This window comes from Pseudoalteromonas luteoviolacea (assembly GCF_001696455.1).
GTDB lineage: Bacteria > Pseudomonadota > Gammaproteobacteria > Enterobacterales > Alteromonadaceae > Pseudoalteromonas > Pseudoalteromonas luteoviolacea_C.
Map to the genome: position 1 here is coordinate 877,936 of NZ_MAUJ01000001.1, position 23,140 is coordinate 901,075.

The window sequence follows — 23,140 nt, forward strand, 5'->3', positions numbered from 1 at the left end:
ATTCATCAACCTTATGTGTGATGGACACTACTGTGCCACGTTACACATGGTGCAGACACTATATATACTGTTAGGGTCGTTATAAAGTTCAATCATTTTTGCGCTTTTCTGAACTTGCTCAAACAGTTGGTTCACGCCTTGTTTTGTAATAACCTGAAGTGGGTCAGTTGATTGCACTTCATTTTCAAGGAAAGATTGTACTATCTGGGCACCAAAAATTTGCTGCATTAATAGTTCCTTTTCAGAAAGCGTTTGCTCAACGGTGATCACGTCGTAATGCTCTAGGCTCGCTAAACTGGCGGCAGCTTCAACAGCTTGCTGTTTGGAGCCCAATTTATCAATAAGGCCAAATTCCAATGCATGAGGTGCCAACCAAACTCGGCCTTGAGCAACTTCATTTACGGCGTCTTTTGTTAAGTTTCTAGACTCAGAAATCATAGATAGGAACTTATCATATGCATCTTCAATGCTCATTTGAATAATGTCTGCGTACTCGGGGTCTAGACCTCGAGATACTGACGACGACTTAAGTTCTGTTGTTGCTACGCCATCTGAATAAACACCCAGCTCTTTTAAAGAATTCTCAAAAGTGAAGATAGTACCAAAAATACCGATAGAGCCTGTAATTGTACTTGGAGACGCCCAAATTTCATTTGCCGAAGCTGCAATCCAATATCCGCCTGATGCAGCTACAGAGCCCATTGACGCGACGATTGGTTTTCCAGCTGCTTTGATGGCTAAAACTTCATTACGAATCTTTTCAGAAGCAAACATACTACCACCGCCTGAATCGATACGAAGGACAACAGCCTTTACTTTGTCATCTAAGCGGGCTTTACGTAGTAGGGCGGCAGTTGAATCACCGCCGATGACGCCAGCTTTTTGTTTACCGTCCACAATATGACCTTTCGCAACCACAATCGCAACTTTGTCGGAAATTGGGTTAGGGAAGTTCTTAAATCCAGAGATTGATGTGAGGTAATCACTGTATTTGACTTGTTTGTATTCGCTGCCGTTGTTTTGCTTTCCAACAAGATTAACGATTTTGCTATTGAACTCTTGATCTGTTTCTAGTCTATCAACCCAACCGTATTTAAGTGCAAACTGTCCAGAGTCTCCAGAAACCGTCTCCATTTTGTCACTAAGCTGAGAGAGTGTTTCGTCAAAGTTTTGCATATCAAAAGGTCTTTTGGCAGACACATCTTCTTTATACTGTGCCCAAAGACTATCTAGCCACAACTTGTTTGCTTCTTTTGCGGCTTCTGACATGTCGTTTCTAATAAATGGCTCCACAGCTGATTTATAGGTTCCTACACGGAAGATGTGCTGTGTTATCTTCAATTTATCCAAAGCATCTTTAAAGTACATTGGATAAGTACCAAAGCCGCTCAGACTAACAGCACCATATGGGTGCATCGAAATTTCGTTCGCACTCGCAGCTAAGTAATATTGTGTTTGCGTAAAGTAAGGGCTGTGGGCATAAACTGGTTTGCCAGTCTCTTTGAACGCTTCAAGCGCATTGGTAATATCACGAAGTTTATCAAGGTGTCCGTGATGGAGGTGTCTAAGATCTAGGGTGATGGCGCGAATGCGAGCATCTTGTGCTGCAGCATTAACAACTTTTACAACATCATCAACCAAGATTTCTGTGGGCATGTCTTTAGAGCCCATAGCATCTGTAAGCGCAGCGTCTAGTGGGTCAACATAAGTCAACTGTTCGACTAAAACACCCGACAAGTTTAACCTTAAAACACTGTCCTGCGGCACTAAGATTTCTTCTTCCGACGACATTATTGCAGCAATAAAGACGACAATAAGCGCGACAAAGACAAAGTTTACTATTAGCCTGCGTGAAAAGTTCAGCGCATGCCAGATACCTTTAAATAGTTTTGCGATCAACTTCAATGTGATTCCTCTGAATATAGTACCTAAATACTCTCAATTAATATCATAACTTAGTTGTGAGCTGAGTGTTACACCTAAAACGTAACGAAGTATTAATTTCCGTACATATTTGAATAATTGACGAAAGATTCAAGGTTTCTACAACCTATGAATAAATAATTTACGCTTTTTACTTGCCAAAATTTTGAAATTGGTTAATGTTCACAGGTAAGACCAGTTACATTGGGGCGAGCAATGTTAGAACAAAAACTACAACTTAAAAATTCTGAGCTACGTAACCGCTTGGTCATGGGATCAATGCATACAGGATTAGAAGAGGGGTGGCACAATCGAAAAAGGCTTCGCGCTTTTTATGAGGAGCGTGCAAAAGGGGGCGTCGGCCTAATTATTACAGGTGGGTATAGCCCTAACTTGCGTGGTAAATTAACCCCTATCTCTTCCTCTTTCAATAGTCGCTATGATGTTATTAAGCATCGAGCATACACCGATGTTGTGCATCAGTACGACGGTAAAATCTGCCTGCAATTATTGCATGCGGGTAGGTACGCTTATCACCCTTTTAATGTCGGACCGAGTCCGATAAAAGCACCGATTAATCCTTACACGCCCAAATCTATGTCTTTGGGCATGATCAAACAAACCATAAAAGATTTTGCTAAGTCAGCTTATATGGCTGAAAAAGCTGGATACGATGGCGTTGAGATCATGGGCTCAGAAGGCTATTTAATTAATGAATTTATGGCACCACATACAAATCAACGGGAAGATGAGTATGGTGGTTCACTAGAGAATCGAATGCGTTTGGCGGTCGATATTGTCAAAGCAGTTCGAGCGAGAGTGTCAGATAAATTTATCATCGTCTTTAGACTGTCAGTGATGGATCTGGTGCCAAATGGCTCTACGTCTGATGAAGTAACTGTGCAAGCAAAAGCGCTTGAGTCCGCTGGCGTTGATATTCTAAATACAGGGATTGGTTGGCATGAAGCGCGTGTTCCAACCATTGCAAGTATGGTGCCTCCTGGAGCATTCAGAGAAGCATCAAAACGACTGAAAGATGTCGTAGACATACCCGTTGTCGCTGTAAATAGAATTAATACTCCGGATCTCGCTAATAACATTTTAGATAAAGGTGAAGCTGATTTAATTTCTATGGCAAGGCCACTTCTCGCTGATCCAGAGTTTTTCAACAAGTATGCACAAAATCGATCTGAACAAATCAATATTTGTATAGGGTGTAATCAGGGGTGTTTAGATCATGTATTTAAAGGCAAGCGAGCGACTTGCTTGGTGAATCCACAAGCGGGTTTTGAGCTAGATTACCCGCTTGAAAAAACGAAAGCCCCAAAAAGTGTGTTGGTTGTTGGTGCTGGACCTGCTGGCTTATCGGCAAGTTGCTACTTGGCACAAAAGGGTCACAACGTAACGTTAATTGATAAAAATGAGCACGCGGGTGGTCAATTTAACCTAGCCATGCGCATCCCAGGAAAAGAAGATTTTAAGTTAGCACTTAAATATTTCTTAAATGAGGTTGCAAGGCTGGACGTAAATATGGAACTTGGGCGTGAATATAGCGAGCAACTTGGTAGTCAATTTGATGAGGTTGTTTTCGCAACTGGCGTCAGCCCTCGTTTATCAAAAATCGAGTGCAGTGATGGCAAACGCGTATTGGCTTATGATGAAGTCATTCGCAAAGAGGTAGAGATAGGAAATAAAATAGCCATTTTAGGTGCTGGTGGCATAGGCTTTGATATGGTGGCATTTCTTACAGAACCTGAAAATCAAAGTATCGAAGACTTCAAGAGCCAGTGGGGAATCGAGCAAAATGTTTCGCCTTCAAAAGAAACGCGTAAACTTTACATGTTAAAACGCAGTGCAGGTCGATTTGGCTCTGGTCTTGGTAAAACCACAGGGTGGATCCATCGAGCTGTTGCAAAGCATCATCAAGTAGAGCAGATTGCAGGTTGTGAATATATTTCTTTTTCCAATCAGGGCTTGGTTGTACGCATTGGTGAAAAAGAGCAAATATTAGATGTCGATACGGTGATCGCTTGTATAGGCCAAACGTCTAACGAAAACGACTTTGATCGAGAAAAGCTACCTGACAACCATCATATTATAGGTGGCGCGCTGCTAGCGAGTGCAATTGACGCTAAACGCGCGATTTTTGAAGCACTTCAAGTCGCCAGAAAGATATAGAATATCTAAGATAAAAAATCGGCTCGAGATGGCCGATTTTTTTATGCTGCAATAAAACTTAATGTGGTTCGGTCTACACTGTATGAATATCCTTAAAAGTGTAGATCTTCCTATGATTAAAAAAATCCAATCTATTTATCAAGCTAGCGTAGAAAAAACTGAAATTATGAGCGGCCTTGCACCTTTGTTGCTTAGGCTAATCATAGCGCCAGTGATGATCATTGCAGGCTATAATAAGCTCAACCTTAGTAAAGAGGACGCAGGCTTGTTCGAAAGCTTGCTTGCAGATGAAAACGTTGTTGCTTGGTTTGGCAATGCAGATTGGGGGCTTGGCTTACCCTTTCCAGACCTGTTGGCTTTTCTTGCGGGTTGGACCGAATTTTTGGGTGGGTGGCTGATTTTATTAGGCCTGCTAACAAGGTTAGTATCAATTCCGTTAATGGTTACCATGTTTGTTGCTGCGACTCAGGTACACTGGCATAACGGCTGGTTTTCAGTTGCGCCAGCAAATCCGGATACCAGTGCTGCACAAGTTTTCGCATGGTTAGGTAGTGACACTGCGCAAAAAAGCTTAGAGAACAGCCTTGAAGTGGCGGAGCGATTAGATCGTATCAAATCAATTGTTAGCACCCATGGTTTTCCTGAGTACCTATATGAGAAGGGCAATATCGTGGTGTTGAATAACGGGATTGAATTTGCAGCGATTTACTTTGCCATGCTACTGAGTCTATTTTTTACTGGGGGAGGGCGTTTCTTTAGTTTAGATTACTGGTTATCTCGCAAGTTAGGTGGCAATGACTGAAAAATTTAAGGGAAAGGACTAAACTTTCCCTTTTAGTTCACGTTAGAATAGCAATCGTTTGTTTATTAGTAAGGAATTTCAAATGGATGCAATAGAGCTATTGCTGACTCGACAATCGGATAGCAAATTGTCCTTTCCTGGTCCTAGTGAGTCTCAATTGGAGATAATTAAAAAAGCGGCGTTAAAAGTGCCAGATCATGGCGGACTCGCACCTTGGAAGTTTATCGTTGTGAATGAAGATGCACGAGATAAACTTGGCGAAATATACTACAAGGCCGCAGTCGAAGAAAACCAAGAAGAACGGACCATTTCTCGTGCTAAAGAGTTACCTCACCGTGCCCCGATGATGATCATTGCGGTATCACCTTATCAAGAGCATCCAAAAGTCCCGAGAATCGAACAGATTGAAAGTGCAGCGTGTGCTTGTTTTGCGATGCAGCAGGCAGCATTTGCACAGCACCTTTCTGGTGTGTGGCGAACAGGCTTTTTTGCTCAAAGTGCGACAGTAAAAAAAGAGCTGGGGCTTAGCGAGAAAGATGAGATTGTAGGCTACTTATACCTTGGTACACCAACGGTGCAATGTACAAAACCAGTTCGTCACGAACCGTCATCTTTTTTCACAGACTTATAACGAGAGGCTTCTATGGCACTACATGTTGTTGAACATCCGCTGCTACAACACAAGGTTGGACTTTTGCGTGAACATGGCATCTCGACTAAGAAATTTCGTGAGTTGGTCTCAGAGGTTGGTAACTTACTTACCTATGAAGCGACACGAGAGCTGACTACAGAAACGAAGACTATCAAAAGTTGGACGGGTGAAGATTTAAACGTACAAGAAATTAAAGGTAAGAAAATTACGCTTGTGCCAATTTTGCGAGCAGGTCTTGGTATGCTTGATGGCGTAATGCAATTATTGCCTGCAGCCAAAATCAGTGTAGTTGGACTACAGCGTAACGAAGAAACTCTCGAGCCCGTATCATACTTTGAAAAGTTAGTCGGTAATTTGGAGTCGAGAAAAGCGCTGGTTGTTGATCCAATGCTAGCAACGGGTGGCTCTTTAATAGCGACGATAGACCTACTTAAAAAGTCAGGCTGTAAAAACATTACTGCTATTGTGTTAGTGGCGGCGCCAGAGGGCGTGGAAGCTGTTGAAAAAGCCCATCCAGATGTCGATGTTTATACGGCAGCACTGGATAGTCACTTAAATGAGCAAGGTTATATTGTGCCGGGCCTTGGCGATGCAGGCGATAAAATATTTGGCACTCAGATATAGCAGTTGGCACTAGAAAGCTTATGTAAGTTTCCGTGTTAAAGCACGCGGCGCAAATGCCGACGTTTTAATAGGCTGAATGATTTCTTCAGCCTATTTTATTTTAACTATCTATTGAACATCCTAGCTTTTTTATCGTTTTTGAATTTAACCTTTTGTAGGCCCACCAACTCAACCAAAGAAAGCCAGTTAAACCGATTGCAGTATAAATTGCAGGTTTTGGATTTTCCAAAGTGCTTATTGAACCTGCATAGGCCGCAATTATTGAATAGGGAATAATGCTAATTAGCCAGCAAGTTAAAAATGTTTTAAACGGCATTTTTGTCATCCCCGCCATACACGCACTGACTTCTGGTAATATTGGTGAGGCGCGAGACAGTAAAATAACCACAGGTCCTCTAGTTTTAAAGTTTGAAATTGCTAAAGATTTTTCTTCTTCTGTTTTTAGCAATTTATCTATCAACACATGGCCGTAAATTAAACTTATCCAATACCCGCCCAGCCCAGCTAGCAACATACCTGTTATGGCACTAACAGCTCCTAAAGTGGGTCCGATGAAATAACCAGCCAGTATAATTAAGGTAAGAGTAGGTACTGCGACAAACAAATCGAGTACTAGCAGTGCAATGATGATGGCTGCCACAAGATATGAATTGAGTGATTGAGCATGCGTTAACCAGTTTTTTATGGCGTCGATACTAAGTAAGCCACTGATTTTCAGAACAACAAAAGTGCATGCAAAAAAGCATATTAGAACAAACATTAGCTTTAATATTGGCTTCATTGTGCTCTCCAATTGTCGGTTTAAGGGTATCGAAGGGTAATTTGTACTGGGTTAGACAACCCAGACAGAGTCAGTTTTGCATCTTTAAATTTGGGGGCTCCCCGCCAACTAATTGTGACGCCATTAGAAAAGCCAAGGCCTTCTGCTGGTACTATACCTGTCCAGTTCTTGGTTGTTTTTCTGGAGTTATCTTCATCGTGTAATACTTTGATTGCAAACTCAGAAATAGGTACGGACAGCCTTACGTTATGCGTGGCCTGATTAGGGGCTAGGTAAATGGTTTTGAGTGCTTTTTCATGGTTAATGGGAAAGCCATCTTTTCCGAACAGCATCACCATAATTTGTCCTTTTCGTGATGTATCTATACCGTTTACTTTTACCTCAATGGTGTGTGCGAGTGTGGAATGTGCCATCATAGTGAATGCGCTCGATATAACTAAAGTGTGAAGTATATTTGTCATAATTAAGACCTTTTCAAAAGTTTCTTAGCAAGAGAAGGGGACAAAGCTATCAAAATTCTAAGTAGCTTAACTTTACCAATGTCATTGATTGTGCTTTGTTTTTCTAAGCCTTTTATAATCTCAATCGCAGCCTGTTTTGAAGTGAGTTTTGTGCTTTCTCTGCCACTTGTCATTGGTGTGTCGACAAGAGGTAGAAAAGCCTGAAGCACCTTCACGTTCGTATGCTCGAGTTGGTAGTTCAAACTTTGCGAGAAAGCATTCATTGCGGCCTTACAGGCGCAATAAATAGCGGAGCTTTTTTTGGGAACCAGAGAGAGTCCTGAGTTAATATTTAAAATGATAGCGTTTTCAATCGCACTCATTAGGTTTGGGAGAAGCAGGTAAGACAGTGAACAAATCGCGTTTAGGTTAACGTTAATCTCTCGTTCTATCGTATCGTAGTTAAAATGTGTTTCTGTGAATGTCGGTGTATTTTGAATTGCTGCATTATTAATTAATACGTCAATGACAGGAAACATTTGCTGAATTTTTTGTGCCAGTCCTTTGTATAGGGTGGATTCGGACAAGTCGGCAGAGAAAACGTGTATATTCTGATGGGCTTTTTCTAATTTGGTTAATCGTTCACTGGGACGGGCTACGACAATAATCGTGTTATCGTCGCACAGTAGAGAAACTAATTGACGACCGATGCCAGAGGTACCACCTGTTATTACAATGACTTTATTTACTAGGTTCAAAGGTTTGTCTCCATTTTATGCGATTCGTGCTAATTTATCGTTCGGGCGCAAGGTGTGGCATTAACCTATGTTAAAATTTCAAAATATTTATCGGGCGGTTCGTTAGCTAGTCTAAATTTGGATTTAGTGCGTATTTAACATAAACATCAAAGTAGAAAATAATGGAATTAAAAAAACTAATCGCTGAGCAAGGCATCCGGTGCTCTATTGAAAAAGGCACACGCGTATTTAGCCAAGGAGATGAAAGTGAGTATGTTTATCTAGTTGAACAGGGGTTACTCAAAGCCTTTTATGTTACCGCCAATGGCAAAGAAACCATTAAATCCTTTATCCAGCCACATTCGATTATTGGCAGTTTAAACGCAGCTCACTGCCAAACACCGTGCACATTCAGTTTAGAAGCGATAGAGCCGAGTTTCTTAATTCGATTTCCTTTTAGTCAATTACTTAAAGCAAGCGAAAGATCTTTAACCATCTCGCAAGAAGTTATTCAAATACTTTTGGGCTTAGCGTTAAAAAAGGAGCGAAGAGAGTTCGAATTATTGACATTGTCGGCAACAGAACGATTTGAAAATTTAAAAAACGCAGAACCTGCATTAATCGAAAAGTTGACCCAAAACGATATTGCTAAATATTTGGGCATCACACCAGTCGCACTAAGTAGAATTAAAAATCAATAGTTGATAATACAGCGTGCAAACGCTGTATCTCATTCATTTGATGCAATAATTCGTATATTCCCCCCATTCATTTTGCCTTCTTTTTTCTATATTTGCCCCATAGCTTTACGACATTAAAAGTCACTGAAAGACAGTGAACTGTTCTGACGCGAGTGAGTTTTAACATATTCGCTAGTAAGGCAGGTTTGTAAGCATACAAAGTACTAAGAAAAAGCGTATTGAACCGTAATCAATATGGGTTTTGGCAATTAATATAAAAGGCGTTTACATGATAATTTTTCTCGGGGGCACGTGTAATCAGTCTACTTGGCGCGACAAACTTATTCCGCACTTGGCAGTGGACTATTTTAACCCGGTGGTCGATCACTGGGATGAGCAGTGTTACGAGAGAGAGTTAATCGCGCGTGAAACGGCTGACTTTTGTCTGTTTGTGATCACGCCAAAAATTGAAGGCTTATTTGCCCTCGCCGAAGTTGTCGACACATCATATAAACGCACAGATCGCACAATATACTGCTATTTAGAAGAAGATGGTGATCAAAGCTTTACCGCCCAACAACTTACTGTACTTGAGGATATCGGTCATTTGGTTGAAGGGAATGGAGCAGTATGGCTTAAGTCACTTGAAGAGATTGCTGATTTTTTTCACCAAGCCGCACAAATTACACCGCCAGAGACTGAAAATGACATATATGATGTGTTTATCTCTTATGGCCGAAGACATAGTAAAGAATTCGCAGTTCAGCTAAGGCAATCACTGATAGACCAAGGTTATAAAGTTTGGCTTGATACTGAAAATATTGCCATTGCAGTTGAATTCCAACAAAAGATTGATGAAGGGATCCGATACTCTCATAACTTTTGCTTTATTTTGTCACCGCACTCGGTTAACTCGGAATATTGCCAGCGTGAAATTCAGACTGCGTTAGCACTGAATAAGCGAATTATACCAATCCACCATATGGATATGGGCGCGAGTGAAAGCGATATTCCTGAAAAACTTCAAAAGCTCAACTGGATGATGTTTCACTGCAACCGGACATACACTCAAACACTCTCTTTGTTAGTCAGTGCATTAAACCAACATACAGAATTACTGCACCCGCATTGTGAATTGCTATTACACGCTGATAGATGGGTTAGCTCCCTGAAAGGACATGAAGACTTACTTTACGGAAAAGCAATGCTCAATGCGTGCAACTGGTTGGCGCAGCTGAAACGAACAAAAGAATTGGAAGTGTATCCACTTGTGGAGCACACCTGTTTTATCAATGCGTCTAGGCTCTATCATCAAGATGAAATGTCTGATATTTGCTTGGTCCATCACTCATGTGATCAAGAGCGCGTGAACACGTTATGCCACCTACTAATCCAGCAGGGCTATGTCACCGTTACAGAGACGCTAGACAATGTACAGAGCAGCTCTTTGGACCAACTCTTATATCGGCGACTGGGCACCGCAACGTTTATTGTTGTACTTGCAAGTGATGGTGCAACGCACACCTCTGCTTGGAAGTATGTAAGAGAGTATGTGAGCAGCAATGATAAAGTGAGCTTTACTCTACTTGAGAACCTCTCTCCTGAAAAAGGCTCTGATTTAGGTCAAATTATTCGATTCGATGGTAAGGCGAGTGAACAGGCGTTATGTGACCTGCTATTACACTACCTTGAGCAAGACAAGGAGTATCTAACATTACGAAATCGTTTGTTTTGCAGAGCTGTACAGTGGGAGGAGCGTAAAAGTAATGGTATTTTATTAACTCACAATGAGCTGATTGATTATCAGCAATTCTTGGCCATAGCTCAGGCTCGAAACTGTTATGGCGCACCAAGGTGTCTGATTGACTTTGTTGATTATAGCGCTCAGGCAGTTGAGCAAAGAGCTGACAACTGTGTAGACATCTTCATTTGTGCCGATGTTGAAGATAGCCATTTTGCACAGCGCCTCAAGCGCCGTCTGACCGAGTTGGATAAAACTGTTCACTTTACTCAAGAGGATTACAATGAACTAACTGAGACTCAATATACAGAGATGATTACCTCTTCGTGTCGCGTGATTGTTATTTTGCCACGGCACTTATCCGAGTATGTTAACAAGTTACTATGTATCGCGGGCGGATTAGGCAAACCGATCACCTATATAAAGCTAAAGCGTTTTAGAAATGCGAGTTACCACGAAGCTTACCTTGAGCACGTTGACACCGCTTTTGAAGTTGATGAACTTCTAGAAGTATCCCTCACGCATTTGTTAGCAAAAATCAGTGGAAACACCGAATATCTAGAGTCTTATCGTTACTGGTCACAAAAGCTACATTTTTGGAAAGAACAAAAGTGTACTGACGAGTTTCTGTTAGGTAACACCGAATCAATTCTGGCCAGCGCTTGGTTAGATGGCGCATTAACCCACGTAAGCGAGCCGCAACCGCCAGAAAATTTAATTCACTTCATTAATCACAGCAAATCCTTTGTTGAGCAAGTAAAGAAAAGCGAGCGAAAAAACAAGTACAGACTAAAAGTATTTTCAGCTTTGTCTTTATTTTTATGTTTCATTTCTTTGTTTCTTGGGATAAATGCTATCCAAGACGGTCGCATTGCAAAACAGCAAACGCAAGCAATTCAGCTTAAAAATTTGGCGCTCGAAAAGAAAACGAAGGAAGCCAATGCATTAGCGAAACAGGCGGAGAAAGCGCGCTTAAAAGCTCAGGAAAAAACCCAATTGGCACTGGCTAAAACAGAATTGGCCAATAGACAAAAGCTCAGAGCGGAACAAGAAAAGGACAATGCCCAGAAACAAAGAAACCTTGCTCTCACATTAAAGCGTGAGGCAGAAGAAGCGAAGCAAGCTGCGCTTCTACATCAGCAAGATGCGCAAACCCAAGCGGCCAAGGCACTGCGTTTAAAGCGAGTAGCAGAAATTGAAGCCTTGATATATCAAGCGCAAATTCAAAATGAAGGTGAAGAAAGGCTTTCTCTGGCAATTAAAGCATATCGTCAGTTGATTAATTTGAATGCTGATGTAAGACACAACACACTCTATAACTTGCTGTATAGAGAGATAAAACCGCAACTTGTATCAATCGATGTGCATTCTGAGCCGATAGATCATCTTACTTATTCATCACGAAAAAGAATGTTATTAAGTGTTGATCGGGGAGGGCGTTTAATCGCTCACCTATTGGAGAATGAACGCCAAGTTAAAAAATTATTTGACCATCAACTTGAGTTCAAAGCGACGCAATTGAAGTCTGCACAAGGCAGAATGCTGATCCTCGGAGATAATGGAAAGATTTATGAAATAACAAAGAGTAGGGGAAAGTGGACACTGGTATCAATTGCTACAAATATTGATGTTGAAAAAATCCTGCATATTGAGAAACAGAAAACTTGGGTTCAAAGCGGTAATACGTTATCTCGCATTGGACAAAACAACGCAAAGATTGAGCAATATACATTTAAAGGTGCACACGCCTTGTTTGCTAGTCGTGATATGAAATACATCTTTGCTCAATCGCAAGACGACCTGATTCTTTGGTTGAAAAAAGAAGGGCGCTATGAAGAAATTTGGCGCTCACCTCATCAAGCATACATTTCTCACGCAGAGTTTGTTGCCAATCGACTCGTGTTTGTTGATTCCAAAAGTGTATTCAGCAGCTTTATTGTCGAGCCAAATAAGGTGTCACTCTCAAGGCGAGGCAAGGCACATGAGCATCCTATCTCCGACGCTTTTTATGTTCCGACTATGCAGCAAATGATAAGTACAGGTGTCGGCGGTACAGTTAAGTTCTGGCCATTTGGCGCTAATCTTTCGAATCGAACGCCGATTGAAGTACAGCACTCAAGCTGGGTGCACAGTGCGACTCATGTCGAAAGTGAATCCGGATCTTTTATTTATTTGGGCACTGACAGTGGCCTCATAGTCCCATTACCCCTGAATATCGATTATTTAGTTGCACATGCAGAAAAGAAATTACGACAAGGAGTACATGATTTATGAAGTTTATGGCAATACTTTTTCTTTTATGGGCAAACTTGAGTCAAGCCAAGGTTATTGGCAAAGTTACCAATGCTTTGAGCGAAGAGTGGTTAAATGAAGTAAAAGTTATCAATGTGCGCAATGGCGCGGTGTCATTCACAAATGAATACGGCGCATTTTCAATAGATGCCATTGCCAGCGATCAACTTACTTTTTCGCTGCAAGGATTCGACAGTGAAATCCGTTCAGTACCCAGCAACAAATTAATTTACGTCTCTTTAGAGCCCTATGAATTTCAAGATACAGGGTCGTTAAATAGCTTTCTCTCGACAGGTGGTAAGACAGATCAAACGTTAGCGAGCACACCCGCAAGCGCAATTGTAATCACGCAAGCTGAAATCAACAAATTTGGTTATCAAACTATCAAAGAAGTGCTCAATCACATATCAGGGTTATATCTCGTTGAAGAATATAGTTGGACTGGCTCTGGCCCTAATGTCGGTGTGCGTGGATATGTGAGTAGTGGGGTAAATAATGGGCTTCTGATCATGATAAATGGTGTTACCCAATACGAAGATTATTGGGGGCAATTCCCCCTTTCGCGCATTGATATACCTGTCCCAGCTATAACTCGAGTTGAGGTTGTGCGCGGCCCAATGTCTGTGACTTACGGTAATCAAGCGCTTTTGGGAACAATCAATATCATAACGCGTACAGATTCAAGTGAGTTGAATGACGCGAGCATTGATCAAGTCGGGTTCTCATTGAACAATGAAAGCGATAGTAGGTTTGCGGCTAAGCTTTCATATGAGGGAAATACTAATCATACCCTTACCTTTGGCGCAAGCTTTGAAGCGGGAAAGTTTGATACAAAAAGTTTGAACACTGGTAATGAGTTTGCTTCTGAATATGGAGGTTCACTGTCTGGGCAATCTTTCTTTTTGGGGATTTCGTCAAACTACAGAAAAAATTTGGTGCTGACTGCCAACCTCTCCCAATCTAAAAAAGGGATTTTAGCGGATTTAAGGTTTGCATCGGAGCATTTCGGAAGACTTTCTGGCCGTCAGTACGCAGATATAAATGGCTCTAATCTAAGTATGAGTTACAGGCATCCTTGGTGGGATGGCGCCGCCCAAACAAAGGTGACTTTTGGTTATTATTCTCATAACTCAATGCAAGACTATTCCGCGGGTGGAGTCACATACGGCTTTGCAAGTTACCGCTCAAAAGCAATGCAGCTTGAATGGGACCTCTCTATTAATGGAGACAAACTCTTTCACTTACCAGTAAACGTCCGATTTGGTGGACAAAGTCGTCGAGCATTAGATTTACATACAACTTTTGATATCGGAACCGAAGTGCCCAGCGTGATAGATAGGTACATTGCGCTTGATCACGACGATACGCTAGATACTCACTCTTTGTTTTTTCAGTTTGACTATCGCTTCGATGACAAATGGTTGATAGACCTTGGCGTGCGAGCTGAGCGTGTATCGGGTTACCAAATGGTGTTTGGTTGCAAAAATGCGATTGAAATTTGTAAGTCTTCAACTCACTCAAAAGTGCCTTTATCGGTTTATGAGAAAAAAGCTGATGTGGCAGCGCTGGCGACCGAGTATACCCCTAAGGCTGCGCTTATTTATCTAAGTAACTCAGACTCTGTTTATAAAGTCATTTATGGCGTTGGTGCACGAAACCCTTCATTTGGTCAAAATGCAGATGCGATTGAGTCAGAATCTATTGACCCATTTACGCGTGAAAAAGTGAAATCAGTTGAGTTTATCTATTTGAATCAATTTAATGACGACTCTATTGATTTGGCAATTAACTCTCAGTTAGGTATTTATTACAGCAAACTAAATAACCTAATTGTTCGTCAAGGACTGAAAAGCTTTGCTCGCACTGGTGCAAGTAAAGGGATCGAAGTGGCTGCTGAAATCACCTGGAACAGACTGTTTGCCAGAGTAGGTTTTAATTACTATCGAACTGAAGACTTTCGAATAGACCTGCAAATACCAGCTTCGCCTCATAGATTGGCACAATTGAAAATTGGAAAAACATTCACAGATGAGCTAAGTGGCGGTTTGTCTCTTAGGCTGATAGATCGGATGTACAACAGCTTTTCTGAGTGTAATCCACAAGCCAGTTGCAAATACATCAATCCAGAACGCCCTTATACGCGAAAGGTCTGGCTAGTGGATACCGCCTTTACCAAATCTAAAATTTGGGGCACACCAGTATCTGCGCAATTTGGTGTAAAAAACTTATTTAATACAGATCACCGTTACCCAATAACGTCAAATAATGCTTGGTTAGAGCAAGGTTTTCCTGCCGAGCCTAGACAAATTTTCATGTCATTTAAATATCAGCTTTAAGGAGTATGGCCAATGTTTAGAAATTTGGTGGAGCGCTTGAGGTATCGAGCTATTGAGTTCCCAACAGAGTTGGCGATTAGGGATGACTGTCAATCCTACAGCAATGAAGCGCTGTGGCAAAAAGTCAATAATAGAGCGGTCTGGTTTTTAGAGAAAGGCATTAAAGCACAAGATAAGGTAGCGGTCTGTCAGCCTCGAAATGTTGATTTGGTTGTGAGTATTCTCGCTTTGGTTAGTATTCGAGCGGTGTTTGTGCCCATAGATAGGCAGCTGTCACACAGCGCTATCAACAGCAGGCTTAAGAAGGCCCAGTGCAAAGTATTTGTCAGCGATAAACCGCCCAAATTTAGGATGATTGGAAGTACTACCGTCGAATTGGCCAAAGAGCAAAAAATGGCAAAACCCCTAAGTAAATGTGAACCATATCGTTTTGGCGACTTGGCCTATATTTTATTCACTTCAGGCTCTACCGGCGAGCCGAAAGGGGTGATGGTTAAGTATGATTCGATGTATAGACACCTTGCGTGGAAAACGACTGTTTATCCGGTAGCAAGCGGTAGTATCGAGTTGCTTAAAGCACCACTAAGTTTTGATGTATCTATCAGAGAGTTATTTGGCTTTCTCTTTTCTAAGAATGCACTTTTCATTCTCTCTGATGGCGAAGAAAAACGACCTGATATCCTGTGTAAAAAAATTAGTCAACTCAAGCTTAAGGAAATCAGTGTGGTACCGAGCTTTTTATTTGCACTGGTAACGTACATAGATAAATTTGTACATATTGATGAATTGGCCTCCCTTCAGCGGGTCCTTGTTGGCGGCGAGGTTTTACCTAGTAGTCTGGTCAACACATTTATACGCATATTCGGTAAAAATGACGTATCGCTTATTAATCTTTACGGTCCAACAGAAGCAACGATAGAAGTAACGCATTTCGATTGTTTATCTCAAGCACATACAAATACCCAATCAGTACCGATTGGAAAACCAATTTACAGGGATACGTTATTTATATTGGATGTCAATGGATGTCCTGTTAGAGATGGCGATATTGGAGAGCTCTACATTGCTGGAGAGCAAGTTGCACTTGGGTATGTTGGACTAGAAGAAGAGACCAATAAGGCCTTTAAAACCAATTGGCTTTCGGGTAAGCGTACCTATAAAACGGGAGATCTTGTAAAGCGCTTAGAGGATGGTCATTTGGTGTTCTGTGGTAGGGCCGATCGTCAAGTGAAAGTGAGTGGAAAAATTATCAATCTAGACCACCTTGCAAGAAGTTTAGAGCCCTTACTCAGTGAAGATGACGTAAGAGTGATCGCGCATACTAACCCAGAAGCACATACAGCAATACATGTATTTGTGCAGGTCAACGCCATTAATGAAGGCAAGGTAACCCCGAGGGACATCCAGCAACATATATTGCAAAAGGCTGGAGTCAAAATAGCGCTAAATTCCATGTTTGCTGTGATACAGTGGCCAAGCTCTCAAAGTGGTAAGTGTGATTTAAAATCCGCATCTAATTATACAGTACCTTGGCCATCTTCCTTTGGCATGCAAAGCGATGCTAATTATAAAGTAACTGGGATCGTTGAGCAGTTTGAGACAGTCGTTGACGCTGCACCGAATAGAACCGCTCTTATTTTTAAAAACGAAAAAATATCTTACGCGTCATTGAATGCACAAGTGAATAGGATTGCTCACTGTCTTCGCTATGAACACAATATCGGACAAGATTGTATAGTCGCTATTTGTGCGTCTCCAAGCATTGCGCTTATTGCAGCGATTTTGGGGGTTTTAAAATCGGGTGGCGCGTTTATTTCTCTTAATTCAGGCGATAAGTTACAAGTCCAAGAGGCTTATACTCGGTTATCTGAGTGTTCAGCGGCATTGCTACTAACAGACAAAGAACACGAAAATAGCTTTATTTATCCGAGGCTTTGCATAGAAAGCCTTACATTGGACAATTACTTAGCCAAACAAAACCTACCATGTGTGAGAACGCCAAAAAGTTTGGCTTATATCTGCTATACCTCAGGCTCAAGTAGTAAAGCAAAAGGGGTAATGATTGAAGACTTTGGCTTGCATCATCGGTTGTATCAAAAACAATTAAGAGATCCTATTCGTCCCACGCAAGGGTATTTGCAGCTAACGACACCACAGTTTGATGGCGCAATTTGGGAACTATTTGGCTGGATTTACTCAAGTAGCTTTCTAGTTATCATCCCTGAAGAAGCGCGTAGTAATCCAGACAAGGTTATCCACTATATCAGTGAATACAATATTGGTGAGATATTGATGGTTCCTAGTCAATTACATGCATTTTTAACTTATGTACGAAATTACAATTACGAAAATCAGCTCAGTGTGTTGACGAGAATTCGTGTTGGAGGAGAGGCTATTCAACGAGACACGATAGAACTGTTCAAGCAGTCTGATGTAAAGAATAAACTCTGTCTAGTTAATAATTATGGCCCGACCGAAACGACGATAGATGTATCTCAGAGCTACTTGCAAGATCTTGATGTTCATGACCGTATTACAGTTGGACGCGCCCATAAAGGGGTGGAGCTATACGTGTTAAATGAGCAGTATAAAGAGGTTACAAAAGGAGAGCTTGGACAACTTGCAATTGGCGGGATTGGATTAATGCGGGGCTATATTAAAGCACATGGGCTTAACCAAAACCCCTTTTGTACGCACCCGTACAACATGCAAGCCCAGTTGTACTTAACTGGCGATTTAGCTTATCAAACAGATTCAGACGAGTTCGTGATTGAAGGGCGAATAGATGATCAAATAAAAGTGCACGGACAGCGAGTCGATCTATCTGAATTAAACACGGTATTTGCTGAAATATTACCATTCGATATGTTCAAGGTGGTGACCACAAGTTCACACTTAGGCTCGCACATTGTGGTATTCATTTTAAATCGCGCGGTTAACAATGTTGCGTCTTTAAATATGGAGGAGATAAAAAAGCTAATTAGATTTAAATTACCTGATCACATGATACCTAAAGCATATTACTGTGTTGAAGACTTTCCAACACTGGAAAGCGGTAAAATTAATCGCGCCGCTTTATTAAGTATGCATATTGCGCGCACTAATGACGAGCCGCATAGTCATATGGTCATAAATTTCTATGAGGTAGTCAGGCGAGTATTTAATCTAACAACAACACCAACTGCCGATCAGACTCTCGAAGACTTAGGTGCAGATTCGGTGAGCATCATTCTATTAGCAGCCGAGTTAAAATCTCATTTGGGGTGGCAAATAGAATTAGAGGTGCTGACTCCAGACAGGAGGTTAGAGAGCATCAGTAAATTACACTTTAGTGATGTAAATCGAGCTCGATATATAAAATATAACTCTCATCAGCTGCCGCCCTTGTTTTGTTTTCCACCAGCTTCAGGTTTGGGGTTTTGCTACCAAAATCTGGCTAAAGCGCAACCCAAATTTTCAATCATCGCTTTTCACTTTCTGGAGTCATGTGGCGATATTATTAACATCTACTGTGATGATGTGATTCGACTATCACAGGGGGATATTCACTTATTGGGATTTTCAGGGGGCGGAAATCTTGCAATGCAAGTTGCACAAGAATTAAAAGCGCGAGGTGTAGAGATTAAAAGTTTAATTTTGATTGATGCGTATATTCACACTCAGCAATTTAAGTGTTTACCAAGCAAAATCAGTAACATGCGTGATTCTCTCAAGGCCAAAGTGTGTGAGGAATTAAAAAGCTCAGGGCTGCCATTGACTGCGCTGGAAAATCGCATCAGTGCCTATTACCAGTTTCATTGGAAAAGTCAGATTAAGGGAAAAAAAGTTAATTGCCCCATTTTACAAATTAGTACTCAACAACAAGTTTTACTAAAAGAAATCAATGATACCCCTGAGCTGGGCCTGCTTTTACATGATCGATGGTCAGAGTGGACAGAACAAACATGTATCAAAAAGTATATAGATACAAGTCACTACGAATTAATGAATGAGCCGTATATCAGGGCGATAGGTCAATTTATAGACCAGTTTCTAATGAGAGAAAATAAGGATTGTGGCGATGCACATTGAGATTTATGCGAATAGGGAAAGCGTAGTAATTGAAAGGCTGTTTTACAGTGCAAAAAAGGTCAATTGCGCTTTTGTTGATAACAACTTAGAGCTGGCCCCGGATTTATACTTGTTTGTCTATTTACCAGAAGAGCTAGCAAACAGACATATTCCTCCAACCCTACCTAAGCTGGTGGACTGCTCAAATAAACACCCTGAAAAAACCATTTTCTGCTTCGCAGAAGACCAAGGCATTGAACAGATAACGAATCATCAACTTAAATCGATTAGAGCTGTCGGCAAACTCGTTGAAGATAACGGAGCTAAATGGTTAACACAACTGCCAAATAGTTTAGACGCATTTTTTGATTGCAAAGAGCCGTTGGTATGTTGAAAGTTGAATTAGTAACAGGGTTTGACCATTTACATGTTAGCGGCGCAATTGATGCTTGTTCTTTGCATCAGCACGCCCTAAAGCACAAAGAACAAAAGAGGATTGGCTATTTAGAAGCGCTAGCAAGTTCGTTACCCGCATCAAAGCGGCTTGATATATCATCTGTTGACCCCCTATTTAAGCGCTATGAAGCAGGCTTTGGCCCCATCAAAGATTTCTTACTCGGGCTTAAGCTGATTTCTAACCGGGATGGGGTAAGTATTAAAGTGAGAGTGAATATTTTTATTTTTGCTTTTCTGGCACACGCGAAAAACCTTGACCTGATGTTTCATACAGAAATAAAAACTAAGCATAAATCTCGATTTTTGACTTGGCAAAAAGCGATTAATAGCTTGGTATTGTTCGAGTCGAAAGGGAGGGAAGTTAACTGTGAGCAAAAGGTGCTGGTCGCGCCATACTTAAAGCTGCGGAAAATTCTTGAACGCGACTCTGCACGCAATGAACTTGCATTACTGGCGTTACTCACTTTTTCATGCCCTATGCAGGAAAAGGAAATACTAAAGGTGTTAGGCGGATCTGATTCAGGTTTAAAAGCTTTGCTCTTTACCCTGCAAGACACGGGCGTTGTCACGGTGTCATGTGGCTTAGTAACCATTGAACAGGTGTATATCCCCATAGCTGTGTTTTTTGTGCGGGCAAAGCTCGGTGTTGACCTAATGCAGTTATCGCAGCGGTGGGTATAATGGCGGAATTAATCCAGTATTTCCAAAACATGTATGTCGTCATCTATCTAATTCTCTTGGTGGTGAGTCAGTTAGCAGTGTTAGCGTTATTTACGCTTTTCAAAACTCGGCGCAAGACAAAAAGAGCAAAAGCAGGACTGTCTGAACATCGGCTGTTGTCTCATGCGAATGAGCTAGAGCCGCATCGACAGTTTACAAAATTACAGGCTTGGGTGTTTATTTGCCAGCTCTTTGGTTTACCGGTTGTCTTATGTGTTATCGCTTATTTTGTAAGCAAAGAATCAAAAGATATTATAGATAGTTTAACTATCTCATTCTTATTAATGTTTTTTTGGTTAACCTTTGTTGGCACGGACGCACTCAAATCTCTACTATCTGGGTTTGCTTTTAAAGTATTGACTGGCTTTAATAAAACGGTTCAAGTTGGTGATGTAATGAAAATCGCAGAGTGTAAGGGAGAGTTGATTAGCTTGGACAGCTTTCACACAAAGCTTAAACAATCCAATGGGTATGTTGTTACCTTTCCCACAGCGGATATGTGGCATATGCAATTTTCATGTGCAACCGCAGGCAGTGCAAACTCACCTTGTGAAATTCCATTCTTTTTAGCGAGTTACTTAGATGCGGATAAATTGCAACGTTTTGAGCGGCGTCTATGGAATGAGCTGCAAAACTCTAGGTATGTGGATTTGAGCGAACCGATTAAAATTCATTTTAAGCAAAACAAAGAGAATATTGAGATTAGCGCGTTAGTTCATGTTGCACTGGCTCGAAATGAGTCGGTGTTCAAAAGCGAGCTATATCGCGCGATGTTACTGATTTGCGCCAAAGAACACATTAGCCTTTCAAACTCTGAGTTGGACTAGTTATTTAGGGTGGTTATTTGTTATTCATAGGTAGCGAGTTTGAAAATTTGCAACTAAGCAATCTTCTATAATTAGACTATCTTTAAACCGTAGCAATATCTGATTGACGATATGTATCTGAGATTCTGCAGTAAAGAGTTTCGACGTTTTGCTACAGTAGTGAAAAAAGTGACGATAAAGGTTGGCGGTATCAATGCCAAACTTCATTTTAGATTTGTTTAATTATTCTAGAGAGTTAAATATGAGCTCAAATAATATCAGCATAGTGAACTTAATTTTTGCTATTTTCCTACCTCCGATCGGTGCTTTTTTGCAGGTAGGGTTTAGTGCGCACTTTTTTATTAATATTGTTTTGACCTTACTTGGTGGGCTGCCAGGTATGATCCACGCGATTTGGTTGGTTGTTACTAATAAAACGGGCGACTAAAAGCAATTTGAACTCCCTTGATTTTTAACACCATGGAGGCTAGTTATTTGAAACTGGTGAGTGCGCAGCGTTAGATGAACTATTTAGGTCGCACTGTTTATCACTGTGGTTTGCGGACATTGCTATGTTTATTTTTTGCAGTGGTAACAGTGCGCTAAAAAACGGGGAAGTGTTAAAACTAATATTGGTTACGGCGCTGAAAGTAAGCTGGAGGCGCTTTCGTTCTCACTTAAATCTGGACGCTAAGTTTTCAAAATCATCGCATCCACTTTCCATAGAATTATTATAGTGATACTTGGCTTTGCTCAAGTGAGTGTTTAAAAACCAAAAGTACTGACTTAATAGATTATCGTCGTTTAAAAACAAATAGTACCGGCCTAATTCATAATCAGCTTTGCACTCACCATCGTCAGCAGCTTCTAACAAATACCCAATTCCTTTATCAATGTTTTCTATTTCAGGAACCTATAAATAGGATAGGCCAAGTAAAAATTTAGCTCTTGAGTTACCTTGATTTAGCGCCTCAGTGAGCCAATATAGGCCTTTATTCGGGTCATGGTCTAGCCTTCCGGCAAGTTGCATATACTCAAATCCTAGATTAGCTTGTGACAAAGCGACACCAGTATCGGCTGCTTTTCTGAGCCAGAAAATAGATTCTTCCATCAGTGGCCTATTAGCAAGTAAATTGCCATGCAGAGCTTCGAGTATCACCGAAAGATTGTTCATTGATTGTGGGTGTCCTTGCTCGGCTGCACGGTGGTAATAATTCTTTGCTTTTAAATTGTCGGCTGTTTTGCACTCGACACTTGAACTTGAAGAGTAAGTGTGGCCAAGCTGATATAAAGCCCATACATTTCCTGTTGAGCTTAGATCTTCTAGTCGGTTTGTCGCAAAGTCACAACTCCAAAGGCCTTCGTCTTGCATATAATTCGTGTATAAGACAACTGGCAGTGTATTGTTTTTATGTGCTTTTTCTAAGACTAATAGAAACTCAGGCACTGCTTTATGATCAGAGTTCTTAAATTTATTGTAATACTGATTGGCTTTTCTGAAATCAATCTCTACACCATATCCAGAATTGTACAAAAAGCCCAACCGATTAAAAGAAAAAGGATGCTTGGAATTTTCATAATGTGATTTTGCTTTGTTAAAGTCCTGCTCCACCATGTAGCCAAATTCGTAATACATGCCCATAACTAAATTGGAATACTCAGAATCATCAGACTTTAGTTCCTCAACTGTTTTTAAACTGAGGTCTTGAGTCGCTGCAATTGAATCGGGCACACAGGGCGTTAAAAACAATATAACGATAATTAGTGTTCGCATTTTTCTCTTTTTATGTGGGTAAGAGTTGCTGGCGCAAACACGCAGAAACAAGTCCGGTATCGAGCCTTTATATGCCTTTTGCTCAGTATCATGCAAAAGTCGGTGTTAAGAAACTGGTCAATAAGTGCATTTTTAATGGCGTTGTCTC

Annotated in this window: 17 protein-coding genes; 12 read left to right on the forward strand and 5 right to left on the reverse strand. The window is 41.0% G+C overall.

What is annotated here, in order from left to right; translation table 11 throughout:
* Window positions 1–27 precede the first annotated feature (27 nt).
* Window positions 28–1,899, reverse strand: coding sequence for a signal peptide peptidase SppA (gene sppA, locus A7985_RS03690; protein WP_065790018.1), 1,872 nt, complete (start codon window positions 1,897–1,899; stop codon window positions 28–30).
* A 240-nt stretch (window positions 1,900–2,139) separates the two neighbouring features.
* Between sppA and A7985_RS03695 the strand changes: the two genes are divergently transcribed.
* From A7985_RS03695 to upp, 4 genes are all read left to right on the forward strand, one after another.
* The gene (locus tag A7985_RS03695) at window positions 2,140–4,101 is read left to right on the forward strand and encodes an FAD-dependent oxidoreductase (RefSeq protein WP_065789053.1); all 1,962 of its coding nucleotides are present in this window, start codon (window positions 2,140–2,142) and stop codon (window positions 4,099–4,101) included.
* Between the two features lie 112 nt (window positions 4,102–4,213).
* Window positions 4,214–4,903: an HvfX family Cu-binding RiPP maturation protein gene (locus A7985_RS03700; protein WP_065789054.1), complete on the forward strand. Its 690-nt coding sequence runs from the start codon at window positions 4,214–4,216 to the stop codon at window positions 4,901–4,903.
* Between the two features lie 82 nt (window positions 4,904–4,985).
* Complete coding sequence (locus tag A7985_RS03705; RefSeq protein WP_065789055.1) at window positions 4,986–5,534, forward strand: NAD(P)H nitroreductase; 549 nt, start codon at window positions 4,986–4,988, stop codon at window positions 5,532–5,534.
* 12 nt (window positions 5,535–5,546) lie between these two features.
* Window positions 5,547–6,179: a uracil phosphoribosyltransferase gene (gene upp / locus A7985_RS03710; RefSeq protein WP_065789056.1), complete on the forward strand. Its 633-nt coding sequence runs from the start codon at window positions 5,547–5,549 to the stop codon at window positions 6,177–6,179.
* 100 nt (window positions 6,180–6,279) lie between these two features.
* Here upp and A7985_RS03715 read toward each other — a convergent pair whose 3' ends face one another.
* The 3 genes from A7985_RS03715 to A7985_RS03725 are packed head-to-tail and all read right to left on the reverse strand — an operon-like array spanning window position 6,280 to window position 8,158.
* Window positions 6,280–6,960: a TVP38/TMEM64 family protein gene (locus A7985_RS03715; RefSeq protein WP_065789057.1), complete on the reverse strand. Its 681-nt coding sequence runs from the start codon at window positions 6,958–6,960 to the stop codon at window positions 6,280–6,282.
* 20 nt (window positions 6,961–6,980) lie between these two features.
* Window positions 6,981–7,421 (reverse strand): DUF2141 domain-containing protein, encoded by a 441-nt coding sequence (locus A7985_RS03720; RefSeq protein ID WP_141685257.1) that lies wholly within the window; start codon window positions 7,419–7,421, stop codon window positions 6,981–6,983.
* A 2-nt stretch (window positions 7,422–7,423) separates the two neighbouring features.
* Window positions 7,424–8,158, reverse strand: a complete 735-nt coding sequence (locus A7985_RS03725; protein WP_065789058.1) for an SDR family oxidoreductase — start codon at window positions 8,156–8,158, stop codon at window positions 7,424–7,426.
* A 161-nt stretch (window positions 8,159–8,319) separates the two neighbouring features.
* On the opposite strand from A7985_RS03725, the gene A7985_RS03730 reads away from it, so the two are divergent.
* The 8 genes from A7985_RS03730 (at window position 8,320) to A7985_RS03765 (ending at window position 21,666) form a co-directional block, all read left to right on the forward strand.
* Complete coding sequence (locus A7985_RS03730) at window positions 8,320–8,838, forward strand: Crp/Fnr family transcriptional regulator (RefSeq protein ID WP_065789059.1); 519 nt, start codon at window positions 8,320–8,322, stop codon at window positions 8,836–8,838.
* A 268-nt stretch (window positions 8,839–9,106) separates the two neighbouring features.
* Window positions 9,107–12,832, forward strand: a complete 3,726-nt coding sequence (locus A7985_RS03735; protein ID WP_065789060.1) for a TIR domain-containing protein — start codon at window positions 9,107–9,109, stop codon at window positions 12,830–12,832.
* On the forward strand, window positions 12,829–15,186 hold the full coding sequence (locus A7985_RS03740; RefSeq protein ID WP_065789061.1) for a TonB-dependent receptor plug domain-containing protein: 2,358 nt from the start codon (window positions 12,829–12,831) through the stop codon (window positions 15,184–15,186). Before A7985_RS03735 ends, A7985_RS03740 begins: the two co-directional genes overlap by 4 nt.
* Window positions 15,187–15,198: 12 nt before the next feature.
* Window positions 15,199–19,257 (forward strand): non-ribosomal peptide synthetase, encoded by a 4,059-nt coding sequence (locus tag A7985_RS03745; RefSeq protein WP_065789062.1) that lies wholly within the window; start codon window positions 15,199–15,201, stop codon window positions 19,255–19,257.
* Window positions 19,247–19,630, forward strand: a complete 384-nt coding sequence (locus A7985_RS03750) for a hypothetical protein (protein WP_065789063.1) — start codon at window positions 19,247–19,249, stop codon at window positions 19,628–19,630. The genes A7985_RS03745 and A7985_RS03750 overlap by 11 nt, the downstream gene beginning before the upstream one ends.
* Window positions 19,624–20,373, forward strand: a complete 750-nt coding sequence (locus tag A7985_RS03755) for a hypothetical protein (RefSeq protein ID WP_065789064.1) — start codon at window positions 19,624–19,626, stop codon at window positions 20,371–20,373. The genes A7985_RS03750 and A7985_RS03755 overlap by 7 nt, the downstream gene beginning before the upstream one ends.
* Entirely contained in the window at window positions 20,373–21,239 is an 867-nt protein-coding gene (locus tag A7985_RS03760) for a mechanosensitive ion channel domain-containing protein (protein ID WP_065789065.1), read from the forward strand. The genes A7985_RS03755 and A7985_RS03760 overlap by 1 nt, the downstream gene beginning before the upstream one ends.
* A gap of 241 nt (window positions 21,240–21,480) precedes the next feature.
* Window positions 21,481–21,666 (forward strand): YqaE/Pmp3 family membrane protein, encoded by a 186-nt coding sequence (locus A7985_RS03765; protein WP_063373621.1) that lies wholly within the window; start codon window positions 21,481–21,483, stop codon window positions 21,664–21,666.
* Window positions 21,667–22,131: 465 nt separating this feature from the next.
* Here A7985_RS03765 and A7985_RS03775 read toward each other — a convergent pair whose 3' ends face one another.
* The gene (locus A7985_RS03775) at window positions 22,132–22,992 is read right to left on the reverse strand and encodes a tetratricopeptide repeat protein (protein ID WP_065789067.1); all 861 of its coding nucleotides are present in this window, start codon (window positions 22,990–22,992) and stop codon (window positions 22,132–22,134) included.
* Window positions 22,993–23,140: the final 148 nt, after the last annotated feature.